The following is a 15,034-nucleotide window of genomic DNA, read 5'->3' as shown; positions in this document are numbered from 1 at the left end:
TCCTTACCTCCGATCCCTTATCTCACTTTGCCTTTTAATTTATATACATAAGCCAGTACTTCAGCCACGGCTTGAAACAAATCGGCGGGAATCGAGTCCCCGATTTCCGCCCTTTGAAACAGCGCACGGGCCAGCGGCTTGTTTTCCATCGTAATCACGCCGTTTTCCTTGGCGATCTCCTTGATCCGCAGAGCCACAAAATCCTGGCCTTTGGCTACGATTTGCGGGGCTTCCATTTGCGAGCCCTCGTACTTCAGGGCCACCGCGAAGTGGGTCGGGTTCGTGATGACGACGTCGGCCTTCGGCACTTCCTGCATCATCCGCTGCATCGCCATCCGGCGCTGCCGCTCCCTGATCTTCCCCTTGATCAGCGGATCCCCCTCCATTTTTTTATACTCGTCTTTGATGTCCTGTTTTGACATCCGAATGCTTTTCTCGAACTCATACTTTTGATACAAAAAATCGAGCGCGGCCATCACAAACAGGGCGGCCCCTATTTTTAGGCCGAGCTTCATCGTCAGACTGGCCACAAAATGAAACGTCTTCTCGATATTGACCTCGGACAGCTTGCCGATATCGCCGATCGCTCCCCTCATCGTTTGGTAGACCAGCAAGCCGATGATCACCAGCTTTAAGATCGATTTCGCGAACTCAACCAGGGAACGGACCGAGAAAATATTTTTAAACCCCTTGATCGGGTCCAGTTTACTGAATTTGGGCTTCAGCGATTCCCCCGTCAGCATAAATCCGACCTGCATCAAATTGGCGGCGAGCGCCATGACGACGACGGTAAGAAACACCGGCGCCAGCAGCAGCAAAATGTCAATGCCGTATTCCACGGCGAGGCTCATGACGTTGTTAATCGACAAATCCATGGTCAGGCGGTTCAGAAAAATGTCCTTGAACAGTCCGACAAGCCGCTCCTTGAACGATGAACCGAACATGAGAAGGCTGAAAAAGGAAGCCAGCAGAACGACCGCGCCGGTTAAATCCTGGCTTTTGGCGACCTGGCCCTTCTTCCGGGTATCCTGCCGCTTTTTCGGGGTCGCTTTTTCGGTTTTTTCTCCGCCAAACAGCTGCAGATCCAAGGGATACCTGTAGGACATGTTCCTTCCCTCCATCCTCACATTACGCAGGCTTGTGACCGATAATCCCCAGAAGCGTCTGCATGGACTCAAACATGATCCCGAACAAGTCGCCGAAAATATAGGAAAAGCTCGGTACCAGCAAAAACAGTATCATCAGACCGACAATAATTTTCAGCGGCATCCCGACGGCAAATACGTTGAACTGCGGTGCGGTGCGTGCCAGAAATCCCAGCCCGATGTCTGTCAGGAACAGCGCCGTGACGAGCGGGGCTGACATTTGAAAGGCCAGGACAAACGATTGGCCGAATGTCTTGATCAAAAATTCCGACAAGCTGCCGTCCGCCATCTTCATAAACAACTCGTTGGAGAGCGGAACCCAGTCATAGCTCCGGATGATGCCGTCCAGCAAATAGTGGTGCCCGTTCATCGTCAGAAACAGCAGCAGGGCGAACATGTACTTGAAGTTGCCCAGTATTGGCGCTGAGGTGCCCGTCATCGGATCCAGCACGTTGGCGATACCGAAGCCGATCTGGATGTCGATGAATGAGCCGGCCGTCTGGATGACCATAAACAGCACATAGGCGACGAATCCGAGCAGCAGCCCGATCAGCACTTCCCTGATGATCAAGAGGGCGTAAGTCACATCTGCCGGAACGCTCTGATGCACGCCATAAGTTAGGTACACAAGCGCAGATACGAAAAAAGATATGCCTATTTTGAAAATATTCGGGACTCCTCTGGAAGAAAGCACCGGAACGACAACAAAAAAAGCTGTAATTCGACAAAAAATAAGCATAGAAACCGGCAGACTTTCCAGCAGCATGTTCATGAATTAGTCCGCCTATCCGATATACTTGTACAAGTTGTCCAAAATGTTAAAGGTGAAGTCCACCAGCGTCGTCAGGATCCATGGCCCAAAGAAAAGAATTGCCAGCAGTACGGCCACAATCTTGGGCACAAATGCCAGCGTCTGCTCCTGGATTTGGGTTGTCGCCTGAAAAATGCTGATCACCAGACCGACGATGAGTCCCAGCAGCAGCATGGGCGCACTGACCTTCAGCACGGTATACACCGCCTGCCCGGCGAGACCGATAATAAATTCCGAATTCATGGCTGAACTGCCCGCCTCCTCTTCTTACTCATTCAGGTATTAAAGCTCATCAGCAACGACTTGACGACCAAATACCAACCGTCCACCAGCACAAACAGCAAAATTTTAAACGGCAGCGAGATCATGACCGGCGGGAGCATCATCATGCCCATCGCCATCAGGGTACTGGATACGACGATATCTATAATGAGAAAAGGAATAAAGATCATGAATCCCATCTGAAAGGCCGTTTTGAGCTCGCTGATCGCGAACGCCGGCACCATGACCGTGAGCGGAATGTCCTTGTAGGTATTCGGCTTTTCGATTTTGGTATATTTCATAAACAGCAGCAGATCCTTCTCCCTTGTGTTGGAGAACATGAACTTTTTCATCGGTTCCGCCGCTTTGTTCAAGGCCTGCGTCTGCGTCAGCTCTCCCTTTAAATACGGCTGCAAGGCCACATCATTAATAGAGGAAAAGGTTGGCGTCATGACAAACAGCGTCAAAAAAAGAGCCAGCCCTACGATGACCTGGTTCGGGGGCATCTGCTGAGTCCCAAGCGACGTTCTGACAAAACCGAGCACGACCACGATCCGCGTAAAACTGGTCATCAGCACAAGCAGCGCCGGCGCGATGCTGATGACCGTGATGAGAAGCAGAATCGAGAGCGAGCTGGTGCTTGGCTTCCCTCCGGAATCCCCTACCTGGATATCGATATTCGGTATCGGATCCGCAAAGGCGGCCGTAACCGAAAGCAGGCTGATCAATGAAACGATAATACAAACGAGCAAAACCTTCTTTTTCATGGCTCCCTCAACCGATCTGTAGTATTGTCTTCCCGCAGGAGCTCTTCCATCTTCTCTTTACGGTTTGACATCCGGCGCAGCTTCTCGTCAAAAACTTCATGAAATTCCGGCGTTTCCTCCAGACTGATCTCCTCGGATACCGGTCCCGTCTTGCGCAGCTTTGCAGCAAGCTTGGCCACCAAAGGCGATAATCCGTTCTGAGAGTATGCCGGATCCTGTTCAAACGATGCCAGGATGACGGCAACCTCGTCAGGGTCGGTAATTTTATCGACGAGGCGAATGTCTTCGCCTACGCCGACCAAATAAACGCTGCTGCCGATTTCAATGACCTGGAGCGATTTGTTTGGCCCCAGCCCGACAGCCCCCAGCGTCCGGATCGAACGGCTGCTGAACCAAGTTTTATTTTTCCGGCCGAGAAAACGGATCAGAAGAATAATGAGTGCAATAATCACCGCCAGGACGATGATGACGTAAACCAGGCTGAGGGCGTAATTACCGGAGCCGGGAAGCGGCGTATCTGGATTACCCATCTAAAGTCCTAAACTCCCAGCGTCTTATTGATGGCTTCAATGACGCGGTCGGTCTGGAACGGTTTGACGATGAAATCCTTGGCGCCTGCTTGGATAGCGTCGATGACCATCGCCTGCTGACCCATGGCGGAACACATGATGACCTTCGCGGCCGGGTCGATCTTTTTAATTTCTTTCAGCGCGGCAATCCCGTCCATTTCCGGCATCGTAATATCCATCGTAATCAGGTCCGGACGAAGCTCTTTAAACTTCTCGATGGCCTGGGATCCGTCCTGGGCCTCACCGACTACCTCAAAACCGTTTTTAGTCAAAATATCACGGATCATCATTCTCATAAATGCAGCGTCATCCACGATAAGAATTCGATTTGCCATTGATTAAAAATCCTCCCTAAATTTTGCTATTGTAATTTTTGTATTCGGTCCCACTGGCTGAGAATATCCGTGACACGCACCCCGAAGTTTTCATCGATGACGACAACCTCGCCTTTGGCGATCAGTTTGTTGTTGATCAGAATGTCGACCGGCTCGCCTGCCAGCTTGTCCAGCTCGATGATCGAACCTTGAGACATTTCCAGGATATCCTTAATTTGCTTCTGGGTCCTTCCTAATTCTACGGTGACTTTAAGAGGAATGTCCATCAGTAAGTTCAAATTATTTTGATCGACTTGGCCGAACGAGCCACCTTGTAAATTCGCAAACTGCACGGGCTGCACGTTGACGTTGCGGTTGGGCATTCCCCCGTAATGCTGCGGCGTGGCCGCATAAGGATTCGGCATGTTCGGATCGTACGCCGGCCCCGGCATAGAAGCGGGCATTCCGGCAGCGGGTACGCCATATCCCGGCGCGCCGGATGGCATTCCGTAATCCTGCTGCGGTACCGGCTGACTTGCCGTCGGAGGCGGGTAAGAGGCCTCAGGCTGAGATGCCGGCCGCTCAGGCGCTTCAACCGCCGGAGCCGCTTGCTGCATCGACTGCTCCGCCTCGTCCGAACCATGGATCAGCATGCTGACCATATCCTTGGCGAACTGGACCGGAAGCAGCTGCATGATCGTGGAATCGATCAGATCTCCGATTTTGAGCCGGAAAGAGATCTTAATCAGCGTCTGCTCGGAAGGCAGACTGTTGACCCCGTCGCCGTTGGCCATGTCCAGAATGTCGATGCCCGGCGGCGAAATATTTACGAACCGGTTAAAGATGGTCGACATCGAGGTGGCCGATGAGCCCATCATTTGGTTCATCGCTTCCTGTACCGCACTGATATGAATTTCGTTCAGCTCCGCATCTTGTGGATCACCTTCTCCGCCCAGCATCAGGTCGGCGATAACCTGCGCGTCACGCGTTTTAATGACCAAAGAGTTGATCCCTTCAAAACCGTCCACATACGTGACATGAACAGCCACATGGGGCTTGGGGAACTCTTCCTCAAACTCGCTGCGGGTGATGATCGACACCTTCGGCGTCGTAATGTCCACCTTCTTGCCAAGCAGCGTCGAAAGCGCGGTTGCTGCACTGCCAAACGTAATGTTGCCGATCTCTCCCAGTGCATCCTGCTCCAGAGGGGTTAAATAATCGTCTACCGTGGACCCCGCATTCCGGGAGAAGTCGGCCGCTTCGGTCTGCTTCAGCAGCGCGTCGATCTCTTCCTGGGATAAATAGTCTTTACTCGTCAAGTTCCTCAGCTCCTTCGCTGACAATTTCGTCGATTTGCACGGCCACGCGGTCTTTGACGGTACCCGGGCTTCCTATAAACTTCAACCGGTCACCAACCTTGATTTTCAGACCCGAATGTACCGGCTTGGCCAGGCTGATGACGTCCCCTACGTTCAATCCCAAAAATTCAGAAACGGAGATAACAGACTCCCCAAGCTCGGCTATCATGCTCAGCTTGGCTTGGCTGATCCGGTTTTTGAGCGACTCGGCTTCCTCCGGCAAGCTGGACTTCTTCTCGGATACAAACCACTGATGGGCCGAGAGCTTCGACATGATCGGCTCCAGCACCACATGCGGAATACAGAGGTTGATCATGCCTGTCGTATCGCCGATTTTGGTACTCAGCGAAATCAGGGCGATCGTTTCGTTTGGTGAGACGATCTGCATAAACTGCGGATTCGTCTCCATCGCTTCCATCCGCGGAGATATATCCAGCACGGTTTTCCACGCTTCCGCCAAGCTCTCGAACGCCCGGCTGAAAATCCGCTCCATGATCGTCGTTTCGATTTCAGTTAGCGAGTTGATTTTGGACGGAGCGTTTCCAACTCCGCCGAGCAGCCGGTCCAGCATGGCATAGGCAACGTTGGGGTGAACCTCCAGCACCATTCTGCCTTTCAGAGGTTCCGCCTCAAAAATATTGAGAATCGTCATCTTCGGAATCGAACGGATGAATTCGTCATAAGGAAGCTGCTCGACCTGCACCACGTTGATTTGAACAAACGTCCGCAGCTGTGCGGAAAAATAGGTCGTGAGATACCGCGCGAAATTTTCATGAATCCGTGTCAGGCTTCGGATGTGATCCTTGGAAAAGCGGACGGCCCGCTTGAAATCATAGGAACGGATTTTTTTCTGGGTCTCTTCTTTTTTAAGTTCCTCCGCATCCATTTCACCGGACGACAGTGCGGCGAGCAGGGCGTCAATCTCATTTTGCGATAATACATCAACCAATCATCTCACCCCCTTACGGTATCCGGTCGTTATGTTACAGCGGCGTCAAAACAAAGTTCGTGATGGAGATTTGCGTCAGTTTCCCTCGTGTCAGGGTATTATTGATCAGATTGATCAATTTTGCGCTTAATTGGTCTTTTCCTTTGGAGCCCTTCAGTTCCTCGGGTCTCGTATCGGCGAGCGTCTTAATAATGATGGGCTTGATTTCGAATTCCTTGATCTTATCGAATTCTTCCTTCGATTTTTTGTCGTTCAATTGGAACGCAAAATTCATCAATACGATATAATCCTGATCCGCGAGATTGGTCTTGATATCCGTAATCTCCGAAGTGATTTCCACAAGCTCGTCAGCCGATAATTTTGGAGCCTCAATCGTTTGGGCCGCCGATTTCGTTTCGCTTGAACTGCTCCCGAAATATTTATCCATCAGCAAAAATGCGGCAAGCACGATCAGTGTAATCGCCAGTAGTATCGTTATTAGCCAGGGCAGCATCTTTTTCATGGGGATTCCTCCGTTTGTTGCACTTTAATAGTTGCGTTGTGAACGCCGATTTCCTGATTGTATTGCTTCACCAGGGAAATGACTTCCGCCGCTTTTTCCAAAACAATCATTCGTTTGCCCGTAACCAGGGTAATATACGTGTCCGGCGTTTCTTCCACTGTTTCGATAAGCAGGGCATTCAGCCATAATGGTGAGCCGTTTAACCGGGTAACTAAAATCATAGCAGGCCTCCTATGGAAATCGGAGGAGGACAGGCCTCCCCCGTCACTTCACTCTACTAGCGCTTCAGATTGACGATTTCCTGCAGTACCTCGTCGGAGGTCGTAATGATCCGCGAGTTCGCCTGGAAGCCGCGCTGGGCGACGATCATTTCGGTAAATTCGCCGGTCAGATCGACGTTGGACATTTCCAGCTGCCCGGCTACGATTGCGCCGGTTCCTGCATCTGCGTCGTTACCTGTTGTAGGGGTAAGCTCTCCTCCATCGTTGGCGTTCAATGTCATCCGGTACAGGTTGCCGCCGATTTTCTCCAGACCTTCCGGGTTCGTCACTTTACCTACACCGATAATTGTTCCATTATCGGTAGTCCCGTCAGCCAGTTTCTGAATAATGGTTCCATCCTGGGAAATGGAGAACGAAACCGTGTCCGCCTGAAGTGTAATGGGAGTACCATCGGAATCGCAAACAAACATTCCGTCTGAAGTCACCAGATTTTTCTGGGCATCCACATGGAAGTCACCAGCGCGGGTCAGAAAGGGTGTTTCCTGATCGCCTGATAGTTTGATAAGAAAGAATCCGTCTCCGTCGATCCGCAGATCCGTCGGAACGTTGGTGGTCATCGCGCTTCCTGCCGTATGAACGGTGTCAATCGAGCCGATGGAAACACCGAGACCAATCTGCTTGGCATTGACTCCGGCTTGGTCCGTACCATCCGGCGCTGTCACGCCGGACACGGTCTGGCTCATGACATCCTTAAACATCACCCGGCCTGCCTTGAAGCCCGTCGTGTTGACGTTGGCGATATTGTTGCCGATTACGTCGAGCTTGGTTTGGAATCCGCGCATCCCTGAAACGCCTGAATACATCGATCTCAACATGGGTCTGTTTCCTCCTAGGTTTATGGAATGAACTGCATCAGTCGGTCAGCAGTTCCCTGGCTTTCCGGTTCGGGCCAGCCAGCTTATGACAGCACGACCGCGCTGTCGATTTGGGTAAACACGTTGTCTTTCATAGATTTGCCGTCCATCGCCGTCACGACCGTCCGGTTCGGAACGTTGACGATGAGCGCCATATCCTTCATCAGGATCAGCGATTCCTTGCTGCCCTTGGCAGCAGCCTTCTCTACGGCTTGGTTCAGCCGTTCCAGCTGTTCCCCTTTGATCTCAATCCCTCTTTGCTCCAGCCGCTTGGCGGCATGGTTGCTGAACTTGAGCAGGCTTCCCTGCAGCAATTCATCAAATGACGTATGGGACGAGGCGTCCGGCGTACCGGCCGGTTTCGAAGTCTTGACGGGGGCGGCAGGATATATCCTTCCGGGATAGAGCTGTCCGATCGTCATCCGTTCGTTCATGCCGTCTCCCCGTTTCCGCCCGTCGTACCCTCTCCTGCCGCTGCACTTGATGCTTCCGCGCCCGTCTCTCCGGTATCAGAGCCGGTGCCCGCAGAACCTTCTGCTGCGCCCCCCTCGTTCGACGTACCGTCAGGCGGCGGTGTTTCTGCATCCGTCGGCGGCGTATTCACTTCCTCCTTGGCATCCATGATTTCGACAATCTTCGTAATCGGAATCGCCACCGACCCGACGGAAGCGTACTGAACGCCGTCCTTGACGATGATCGAATCCACGATCCCCGTCTTGATTTCCGGCTCACTTTCGCTTGATTGATCGGAGCTGCTTCCGCTATCGACCCAGCTGATCTGTTTGCCGATCAATCCCGATACGTTGCCAAGGGACTGGCTCATGGCGGTCAGTTGGCTGGATATGTTCATCAGCTGCTCGACCGAGGTGAACTGGGCCATTTGGGCGATAAATTCCTTGTCCTCCATCGGCTGCATCGGGTCCTGGTTTTGAAGCTGGGTCACCAGAATGCTCAGAAACTGGTCCTTGCCGAGCGTCTGCGTTTTCGTGCTGGCCTTCTGCACATTGGATGCCGCGTAGTTCGGCCAAATGTTGCTTGTCGATACGATATCTGACATGGTTGTTCACCTCCGTTTTACGCTTTCGCCGTAAATGTATTTCCTTGCTCGGCCTGCTGCCGGGCAAGCCATTCATTCAGCTCGTCACCCAGCTCGGCCACGGTCAAGGCATCTTCGGAGGAAGCGTCCTTGTCCTTTTGCCGCCGGTTCGGCTGCTGCTGACCCGATTGGGATTGACGGCCGTCGTGATACATTTGGGACTGCAGCGAAGGGTTTTGTGTAACAACGAGTTTCTCAACCTGAACGCCCTGCGACTGCAGCGTACTGCGGAGCTGACTCATTTGCTGCTCCAGCAAATCCTTGGCTCCGGCGTGCTCGGTCGTAAATTGGGCGACGAGCTGTCCGTTTTGCATCGTCAGCTTAATGTCGACCTGACCCAAATGTTCCGGGTACAGCGATATTTTCGCTTCCGATATGCCTTCGTGCTTCACGATTTCCAGCTTGTTTACGACAAATGTGCCCATTTCTTTGGCAAACTGCGTAACTGGCACCGCTGGCGCCGCTGCCTTATGAGGCGACTGAATGCCTTCTTTCATCACAAGCTGCCCTGCCGTCACCGTCGTCTGGCTGGCAAGCGGATCCTCCGGCTTCGCCGCTTCTGCCTCTTCTCCGGAAGAAGGGCTTGCAGCGGATGCTGCTGTTTGCACATCGGCATTCGGCTCGTGGCCCGTCAAGATACTCAGCATGGCCTTGCCGCTTGCCGCCGATGCAGTATCGCCTGCCGGCTGCTGCCGGATTGCTTCCAGCAACGCGGATATGCGGCTGGCTTGTCCTTCCGCTTTTGGCTGGAATATTGGTGCCGGATCCTGTGGTACTGCCGATCCCGAATCCTTGACCAGAGACGCCGCCGGTTTGCTTTTCCCAGGAGCCGCAGCGTTCTGAACCAGGTTGTGGAACGTTTCCAGCAGTTCTGCCGCCTGCGCCGCGGTGTCCGCCCCCGTATTCGGCTGCTGCAGCACCGTGATCAGCTGCGCCAACGCATCCTGTGCGGCAAACCGTGCCGTCGCCGGGTGGCTGGCCAGTGCCGTCAAGGCATGATCTCCCTCATTTACCGGCGTGTCTTCCGGCTGTGCCGAGCCGCTTCCTTGAAGATTCAGCAGCAAGGTGGTTACCTGCTGAATCCAGCTCTGCAGGGAGCTAAGCACTTCGGGATCTTCGGCAATCGCTTCATCCAGCTGATCAGCGTCCAGAAGGAGGCTTTGCAGCAGGGCTGCAGTGTTCCGCTCATCACTGTCCCCATTCCCTTGAACCGCGGCCGTTTGAGCATTTTTCAGCAGCCCTTCCAAAAGCGATGCCACGCCGTTCATGGCCGAAGCTTCCTGTGAACCGCCTGCTGTACCTGTCATCAGCTGAGTCAACGATACTCCAAATGCCGGTACCAGTGCCGTTCCCGCCGAGGCGTTTGCCGCACCGCCGCTTGTTCCTGCTGTCTTCGCTCCCGCTGGCGCACCTGCGGGAATGTTTTGAAATATCAGGCTCATCTTTGTTTTCACCTCCTTTCGCGTGCAGTACTGTATTCAAGTACTCTGTTGAAAAGAAGCTCTGGTTGAAAAGAATCACTACTTGCTGCTTAGCAATTTGTTGAGAATGACTGCGCTCGTTTTCTGGTCTGTTTTGCCCATCGAATCCAGAATGCCCGACCGTGTCGAATCCGCAACGGCGCCCAGAATCGTCAGCACTTTGTCCGGACTGATCTTGTACATGGCCAGCAGCAGATTCGCCGCGCTGTCCGCGTTCATCGACCCGAACGTCTGGCTGATTTGAGCCTTGTCGAGCCCGGTTGACGACGGTGCCGTCTGCGTGGCACTGTCCTTGTTCACTCTGGACTGAAGCGCCGCGATCGCCAAATCGCTGGATGACACAGAATCCTTCATCTTCAGCGTGATATCCGCCGCCATTTTCGGATCCATCTTGGCGAGGATGTTCATTCGGCTGTCCGCATCCATGGCGCTAAGCAGCTGAACGACCTCTTCCGTGGTCATGTTCTGCAGAATCGGTGCCGCTTTGCTCGGGCTCATACCGGCGTACATTTTCGCCAAGTTCTTGATCTGTTTCTCGTAATCGTCGGCTGTCCCCCCGGCCTGTGCATCCGCAGCCTGAGCGCTGCTTTCCTGAAGCTGGTCGATCTGTGTCTGCAACGATTTGATTTTACTGTCCTGCTGCTGCTTGTCTTCCTTAGCCTTCTGAAGGTCCGCTTCCTTGGCTTCCAGCTGGCTTTTCAGCTCCTTGATCGTAGCGGTCGCGCTCTCCATCTGTGCTTTCGTTTTGTCCAGCTTAGCCGCTTCCGGATCCTTGACCGGGTCAGGGACCCAGTTTTTCACAACCGGAATTTTGTTGGCCGCGCCGAGCACTTCGTTCCGCACATTGGTGTTCAGCAGCATCAAAAGCACGCCCAGAAGCACCACCGTAAAGATGATTGGTATGACAAAAAACAAAAACCGTTCAAATCCCCCTGTTGATTCTTTCTCTAATTCTTCAAAATCTGTTCTTGCCACAGTTGTTCCACCCCCAAGCCAGCAGCTCTATATCACGTTCACTCATCTCGCCCTAGCGCCCATGGCAAACCGTACGGTCGCCATCTCGTCAAGCTCGTTCTGCTCATGCAGGAGCGCCTGCTTCTGAAATGCCGTCTTTGCTTTGTCCCGCGCTTTTAACCAGACGTTTTCATCCAGCATCTTTGTGGACAAATGCTTCTGCTGCATCTGAACCTTCATATTCGCCTTGTTCACATCCACATGCTTCATCCGGATGCACTGGTCCAAATATTCGACATACGCCTGAATTTCCTGAATCATGGAGACAGGGACGCATTGGCCGGCGGCTTCCTGAAGCTGCCTGACCATGTTTTCCCGGATATCCAGCAGCTCCCCCAGCGATTTTTCTTCCGCCTGAAGTTTACCGATGGCGCTGGACAGCATCCATTCCGCTTGGGTACGTTCGTTGCTTTTGAGGTCGACAATTTTTTGGAACGTATACTGAAATCTCATCCCTTAAGGTCATCTCCTTGAAAATTCGGAAATCAAACGTTCTTGAACCTGCTCCAGCGTCACTTTTTCGTCTACGCGCTGCTTGGTAAAATCCCAGATGGCCTGGATGGAATCGATGGCTTCATCGATTTGCTCGTTTGAGCCTTTTTGGTAAGCGCCGATGTTGATCAGGTCCTCGGACTCTTTGTGGACGGCCATCAGCCGCTTCAAATTATCCGCAGCGTCCGTCTGCTCGCGCGGCGCGATATCCTTCATCACCCGGCTGATGCTGGCAAGCACGTCGATCGCGGGAAAATGACCCTTGTTCGCGATGCCCCGGTTCAGCACGATGTGCCCGTCCAGGATTCCCCGCACCGCATCTGCGATGGGCTCATTCATGTCGTCGCCGTCGACGAGTACGGTGTAGAAGGCGGTAATGGAGCCTTGCGGCCCTGTCCCCGCCCGTTCGAGCAGCTTCGGCAGGCTCGCAAACACCGATGGCGTATATCCGCGCATTGCCGGCGGTTCGCCGATCGCCAGGCCCACTTCCCGCTGCGCCATCGCATACCGCGTCACGGAATCCATCATCAGCATGACGTTCATGCCCCGGTCCCGGAAATACTCAGCGATGGTCGTCGCGATCAGCGCTCCCTTGATCCGGATCAGCGCAGGCTGGTCGGAAGTGGCCACGATGACTACCGAGCGCTGCAGCCCTTCGGGGCCCAGGTCACGCTCGATAAAATCGAGCACTTCCCGTCCCCGCTCGCCGATAAGCGCAATTACGTTGACATCCGCCGAGGTGTTGCGCGCGATCATGCCCATCAGCGTACTTTTCCCTACGCCTGATCCGGCGAAGATCCCGACCCGCTGTCCTTTGCCGATAGTCAGCAGGCCGTCGATCGCCCGAACGCCGATGCTGATCGGCTCCAGCACCCTCGGTCGGTTCAGCGGGTTCGGCGGCGTGTTGTACGTCGAGCTGTGCGGCATCCGGGTCGGAATCAGCGACCCGTCAAGAGGCTGCCCCAAACCGTCCAGCACCTTGCCCAGCAGCTCGGAGCCTACCTGAACGCTGAGCGGCTTGCCCGTGCCGACCACATCGCATCCCGGTCCGATCGACTGCAGCTCGCCGAGCGGCATGAGCAAAACCTTGTTGTCACGGAAGCCGACAACTTCTGCCTGCAGCGGCTTGGCGCCTTTGCTCGGATATATATAGCAGACCTCTCCGACGCTGGCGTCCGGACCTTCCGACTCGACCATCAGTCCGATGACCTGGGTGACCTTCCCGTTGATCCGGACCGGATCGATGTTCCGCAAATGCTCCATGTACCGTCCGCTATCAAGCACCTTCATCTTGGTCTCTCCGTTCCCCTTCATCCAGAGCGATGCGTATCAGCTCTTTTTTGATTTCGGTCAGCTGCGTTTCCACACGCGCGTCGACGCTGCCGAATGAGGAGCGAATGACGCAGCCGTGGTCATGAACCGTAGCATCCGGCAGGATTTGCAGCTCCGCTTGCGAATCGATCGCGACGCTCAACTCCTCCCGGGCGGCCTGGACAAATGCGAAATGCTCCGGCGCCACGCAAAGCGTAATCACGCCCTGCTCCCGTTTACGGGACAAGTTCTTCCGGATGAGATCGATAGCATAATCCCGATCCATGGTCAGCTGCTTGTCAATCACCTTCTCGGCGATGGCACAGCTCAGATCTACGAGGAAGGGCTCGGCTTCTTGAATGATCTGCTCCTTGATCATATAAGCATGCCGCAGTACGGACTGAGCTTCGGCCATCATTTCCTGAAGCTTGAGCGCAAGATCCGCCTCCGCTTTCTCAGCGCCTTCCCGGTATCCTTCCGCATAGCCTTCCGACTTCACGGCCTCGATCAGATGCTCGTCCTGTTCCCTGCGCTCCTGCCACCAGGCGTTGATCTTCTCCTCGTTCTCGGCCAAAATCCGCTGCGCCTCCTCGGACGCCTCACGGATATGGCGCTCCGCGAACTCCTTGGCATCCTGCAGCATTTCCTGGCTGAGTCGTTTACTCTCTTCATCCGCCTGGGCCCGGATCTCTTCGATCTTGACCTCGTCAGCTGACTCATCCTGCTCCGGTAGTGCATAATGCCTTGCCAGATCCAGCCGTTTGAGGGCTTCCACCGGTACGTACTGCGAAGATTTAATCAAATTAGACAATGATGTCATCTCCTCCGCCGCGGGCGATGATGATCTCCCCGGCTTCTTCCAGTCTGCGGATCGTGCCTACGATGCGGGTCTGAGCTTCTTCGACGTCACGCAGCCGCACAGGCCCCATATACTCCATCTCTTCCTTGAAGGTTTCGGCCATCCGCTTGGACATGTTGCGGAAAATGACGTCCCGCACCTCTTCGCTTGCCACCTTGAGGGCAAGCTGCAGGTCGGCGTTCTCGATGTCGCGGATGATCCGCTGAATGGAACGGTTGTCGACGTTGACGATATCCTCGAACACGAACATTCTCTTCTTGATTTCTTCGGCCAGCTCCGGATCCTGGATTTCGAGCGAATCGAGGATCGTTCGTTCGGTTCCCCGGTCGACCCCGTTCAAAATCTGGACGATCGATTCGATGCCGCCGGCATTCGTGTAATCCTGCGTCACGGTCGCAGACAGTTTCTGCTCCAGCACGCGCTCCACCTGAGCGATGACTTCAGGCGACGTGCTGTCCATAACCGCGATTCTTCTGGCGACATCCGCCTGCTTTTCCTGAGGCAGGGAGGACAGAATCGCCGCCGCCTGCTCAAATTGCAGGTAGGACAGCACGAGGGCGATCGTCTGGGCGTTTTCGTTCTGTATAAAGTTCAAAATCTGGTTCGGATCCGCTTTGCGGGCAAAATCGAACGGGCGTACCTGCAGCGTCGCCGTCAGTCGGTTGATGACTTCGAGCGCCTTCTGCGAGCCGAGCGCCTTTTCAAGGATTTCCTTGGCATAGTTGATGCCGCCCTGCGAAATATATTCCTGAGCCAGACAGATTTGATGAAACTCGGACATGATCAGGTCCTTTTCCACACTGTCCACTTTGCGAACATTGGCGATTTCCAGCGTCAGCTGCTCGATCTCGTCGTCACGCAAATGCTTGAAAATTTGTGCGGACACTTCCGGTCCCAGCGTAATGAGCAGGATGGCCGCTTTTTGGCGCCCGCTCAGTGCCTGGCTGTTTGCCTTTGCCATAAATCCACC

General features: G+C 54.0%; 19 protein-coding genes. All 19 read right to left on the bottom strand.

What is annotated here, in order from left to right:
* Positions 1 to 17 precede the first annotated feature (17 nt).
* The 19 genes from flhB to fliG all read right to left on the bottom strand — a co-directional run bounded on the left by flhB (position 18) and on the right by fliG (position 15,025).
* Positions 18 to 1,106 (bottom strand): flagellar biosynthesis protein FlhB, encoded by a 1,089-nt coding sequence (flhB, locus tag FHS19_RS02630; protein ID WP_183578210.1) that lies wholly within the window; start codon positions 1,104 to 1,106, stop codon positions 18 to 20.
* A gap of 22 nt (positions 1,107 to 1,128) precedes the next feature.
* Positions 1,129 to 1,917, bottom strand: coding sequence for a flagellar biosynthetic protein FliR (gene fliR, locus FHS19_RS02625; RefSeq protein ID WP_183578207.1), 789 nt, complete (start codon positions 1,915 to 1,917; stop codon positions 1,129 to 1,131).
* A gap of 12 nt (positions 1,918 to 1,929) precedes the next feature.
* Positions 1,930 to 2,199 (bottom strand): flagellar biosynthesis protein FliQ, encoded by a 270-nt coding sequence (gene fliQ / locus FHS19_RS02620; protein WP_076168126.1) that lies wholly within the window; start codon positions 2,197 to 2,199, stop codon positions 1,930 to 1,932.
* A gap of 32 nt (positions 2,200 to 2,231) precedes the next feature.
* Positions 2,232 to 2,984 (bottom strand): flagellar type III secretion system pore protein FliP, encoded by a 753-nt coding sequence (fliP, locus tag FHS19_RS02615; RefSeq protein ID WP_183578204.1) that lies wholly within the window; start codon positions 2,982 to 2,984, stop codon positions 2,232 to 2,234.
* Positions 2,981 to 3,514, bottom strand: a complete 534-nt coding sequence (locus FHS19_RS02610) for a flagellar biosynthetic protein FliO (RefSeq protein ID WP_183578201.1) — start codon at positions 3,512 to 3,514, stop codon at positions 2,981 to 2,983. Before FHS19_RS02610 ends, fliP begins: the two co-directional genes overlap by 4 nt.
* Positions 3,515 to 3,522: 8 nt before the next feature.
* Entirely contained in the window at positions 3,523 to 3,888 is a 366-nt protein-coding gene (locus FHS19_RS02605) for a response regulator (RefSeq protein ID WP_076168133.1), read from the bottom strand.
* Positions 3,889 to 3,914: 26 nt separating this feature from the next.
* On the bottom strand, positions 3,915 to 5,186 hold the full coding sequence (gene fliY / locus FHS19_RS02600) for a flagellar motor switch phosphatase FliY (protein ID WP_183578198.1): 1,272 nt from the start codon (positions 5,184 to 5,186) through the stop codon (positions 3,915 to 3,917).
* Complete coding sequence (fliM, locus tag FHS19_RS02595) at positions 5,176 to 6,174, bottom strand: flagellar motor switch protein FliM (RefSeq protein WP_183578195.1); 999 nt, start codon at positions 6,172 to 6,174, stop codon at positions 5,176 to 5,178. The genes fliY and fliM overlap by 11 nt, the downstream gene beginning before the upstream one ends.
* A gap of 34 nt (positions 6,175 to 6,208) precedes the next feature.
* A complete protein-coding gene (locus FHS19_RS02590) occupies positions 6,209 to 6,676 on the bottom strand; it encodes a flagellar basal body-associated FliL family protein (RefSeq protein WP_183578192.1) in 468 nt (155 codons plus the stop codon).
* The gene (locus FHS19_RS02585) at positions 6,673 to 6,897 is read right to left on the bottom strand and encodes a flagellar FlbD family protein (protein ID WP_076168142.1); all 225 of its coding nucleotides are present in this window, start codon (positions 6,895 to 6,897) and stop codon (positions 6,673 to 6,675) included. The genes FHS19_RS02590 and FHS19_RS02585 overlap by 4 nt, the downstream gene beginning before the upstream one ends.
* Positions 6,898 to 6,953: 56 nt before the next feature.
* Complete coding sequence (gene flgG, locus FHS19_RS02580) at positions 6,954 to 7,772, bottom strand: flagellar basal body rod protein FlgG (RefSeq protein WP_183578189.1); 819 nt, start codon at positions 7,770 to 7,772, stop codon at positions 6,954 to 6,956.
* Positions 7,773 to 7,855: 83 nt separating this feature from the next.
* A complete protein-coding gene (locus FHS19_RS02575; RefSeq protein WP_183578186.1) occupies positions 7,856 to 8,245 on the bottom strand; it encodes a TIGR02530 family flagellar biosynthesis protein in 390 nt (129 codons plus the stop codon).
* Positions 8,242 to 8,868, bottom strand: coding sequence for a flagellar hook capping FlgD N-terminal domain-containing protein (locus FHS19_RS02570; RefSeq protein ID WP_183578183.1), 627 nt, complete (start codon positions 8,866 to 8,868; stop codon positions 8,242 to 8,244). Before FHS19_RS02570 ends, FHS19_RS02575 begins: the two co-directional genes overlap by 4 nt.
* Positions 8,869 to 8,885: 17 nt before the next feature.
* Entirely contained in the window at positions 8,886 to 10,349 is a 1,464-nt protein-coding gene (locus tag FHS19_RS02565; protein ID WP_183578180.1) for a flagellar hook-length control protein FliK, read from the bottom strand.
* A gap of 78 nt (positions 10,350 to 10,427) precedes the next feature.
* Positions 10,428 to 11,363 carry a MotE family protein gene (locus FHS19_RS02560; RefSeq protein WP_183578177.1) on the bottom strand — a complete coding sequence of 312 codons (936 nt, stop codon included), beginning with the start codon at positions 11,361 to 11,363 and terminating at the stop codon, positions 10,428 to 10,430.
* A 42-nt stretch (positions 11,364 to 11,405) separates the two neighbouring features.
* Positions 11,406 to 11,855, bottom strand: coding sequence for a flagellar export protein FliJ (gene fliJ, locus FHS19_RS02555; RefSeq protein ID WP_183578174.1), 450 nt, complete (start codon positions 11,853 to 11,855; stop codon positions 11,406 to 11,408).
* Between the two features lie 9 nt (positions 11,856 to 11,864).
* Positions 11,865 to 13,184 carry a flagellar protein export ATPase FliI gene (fliI, locus tag FHS19_RS02550; protein ID WP_183578171.1) on the bottom strand — a complete coding sequence of 440 codons (1,320 nt, stop codon included), beginning with the start codon at positions 13,182 to 13,184 and terminating at the stop codon, positions 11,865 to 11,867.
* Positions 13,171 to 14,016, bottom strand: a complete 846-nt coding sequence (locus FHS19_RS02545) for a FliH/SctL family protein (protein ID WP_183578168.1) — start codon at positions 14,014 to 14,016, stop codon at positions 13,171 to 13,173. Before FHS19_RS02545 ends, fliI begins: the two co-directional genes overlap by 14 nt.
* Positions 14,009 to 15,025, bottom strand: a complete 1,017-nt coding sequence (fliG, locus tag FHS19_RS02540) for a flagellar motor switch protein FliG (RefSeq protein WP_076168160.1) — start codon at positions 15,023 to 15,025, stop codon at positions 14,009 to 14,011. Before fliG ends, FHS19_RS02545 begins: the two co-directional genes overlap by 8 nt.
* Between the last annotated feature and the right edge of the window lie 9 nt (positions 15,026 to 15,034).

The sequence above is a fragment of the Paenibacillus rhizosphaerae genome (genome assembly GCF_014192015.1).
Taxonomy (GTDB): Bacteria; Bacillota; Bacilli; order Paenibacillales; family Paenibacillaceae; genus Paenibacillus_AQ; species Paenibacillus_AQ rhizosphaerae.
Note: the sequence above shows the minus strand (reverse complement) of the source record. Positions and strands in the feature narration are given on the sequence as shown.

What these genes read in the sequence shown, in the direction of transcription:
- flhB (WP_183578210.1), bottom strand. Translation starts at nt 1,106, where the DNA reads ATGTCCTACAGGTATCCCTTGGATCTGCAGCTGTTTGGCGGAGAAAAA.
- fliR (WP_183578207.1), bottom strand. Translation starts at nt 1,917, where the DNA reads ATGAACATGCTGCTGGAAAGTCTGCCGGTTTCTATGCTTATTTTTTGT.
- fliQ (WP_076168126.1), bottom strand. Translation starts at nt 2,199, where the DNA reads ATGAATTCGGAATTTATTATCGGTCTCGCCGGGCAGGCGGTGTATACC.
- fliP (WP_183578204.1), bottom strand. Translation starts at nt 2,984, where the DNA reads ATGAAAAAGAAGGTTTTGCTCGTTTGTATTATCGTTTCATTGATCAGC.
- FHS19_RS02610 (WP_183578201.1), bottom strand. Translation starts at nt 3,514, where the DNA reads ATGGGTAATCCAGATACGCCGCTTCCCGGCTCCGGTAATTACGCCCTC.
- FHS19_RS02605 (WP_076168133.1), bottom strand. Translation starts at nt 3,888, where the DNA reads ATGGCAAATCGAATTCTTATCGTGGATGACGCTGCATTTATGAGAATG.
- FHS19_RS02590 (WP_183578192.1), bottom strand. Translation starts at nt 6,676, where the DNA reads ATGAAAAAGATGCTGCCCTGGCTAATAACGATACTACTGGCGATTACA.
- FHS19_RS02585 (WP_076168142.1), bottom strand. Translation starts at nt 6,897, where the DNA reads ATGATTTTAGTTACCCGGTTAAACGGCTCACCATTATGGCTGAATGCC.
- flgG (WP_183578189.1), bottom strand. Translation starts at nt 7,772, where the DNA reads ATGTTGAGATCGATGTATTCAGGCGTTTCAGGGATGCGCGGATTCCAA.
- FHS19_RS02575 (WP_183578186.1), bottom strand. Translation starts at nt 8,245, where the DNA reads ATGAACGAACGGATGACGATCGGACAGCTCTATCCCGGAAGGATATAT.
- FHS19_RS02570 (WP_183578183.1), bottom strand. Translation starts at nt 8,868, where the DNA reads ATGTCAGATATCGTATCGACAAGCAACATTTGGCCGAACTACGCGGCA.
- FHS19_RS02565 (WP_183578180.1), bottom strand. Translation starts at nt 10,349, where the DNA reads ATGAGCCTGATATTTCAAAACATTCCCGCAGGTGCGCCAGCGGGAGCG.
- fliJ (WP_183578174.1), bottom strand. Translation starts at nt 11,855, where the DNA reads ATGAGATTTCAGTATACGTTCCAAAAAATTGTCGACCTCAAAAGCAAC.
- fliI (WP_183578171.1), bottom strand. Translation starts at nt 13,184, where the DNA reads ATGAAGGTGCTTGATAGCGGACGGTACATGGAGCATTTGCGGAACATC.
- fliG (WP_076168160.1), bottom strand. Translation starts at nt 15,025, where the DNA reads ATGGCAAAGGCAAACAGCCAGGCACTGAGCGGGCGCCAAAAAGCGGCC.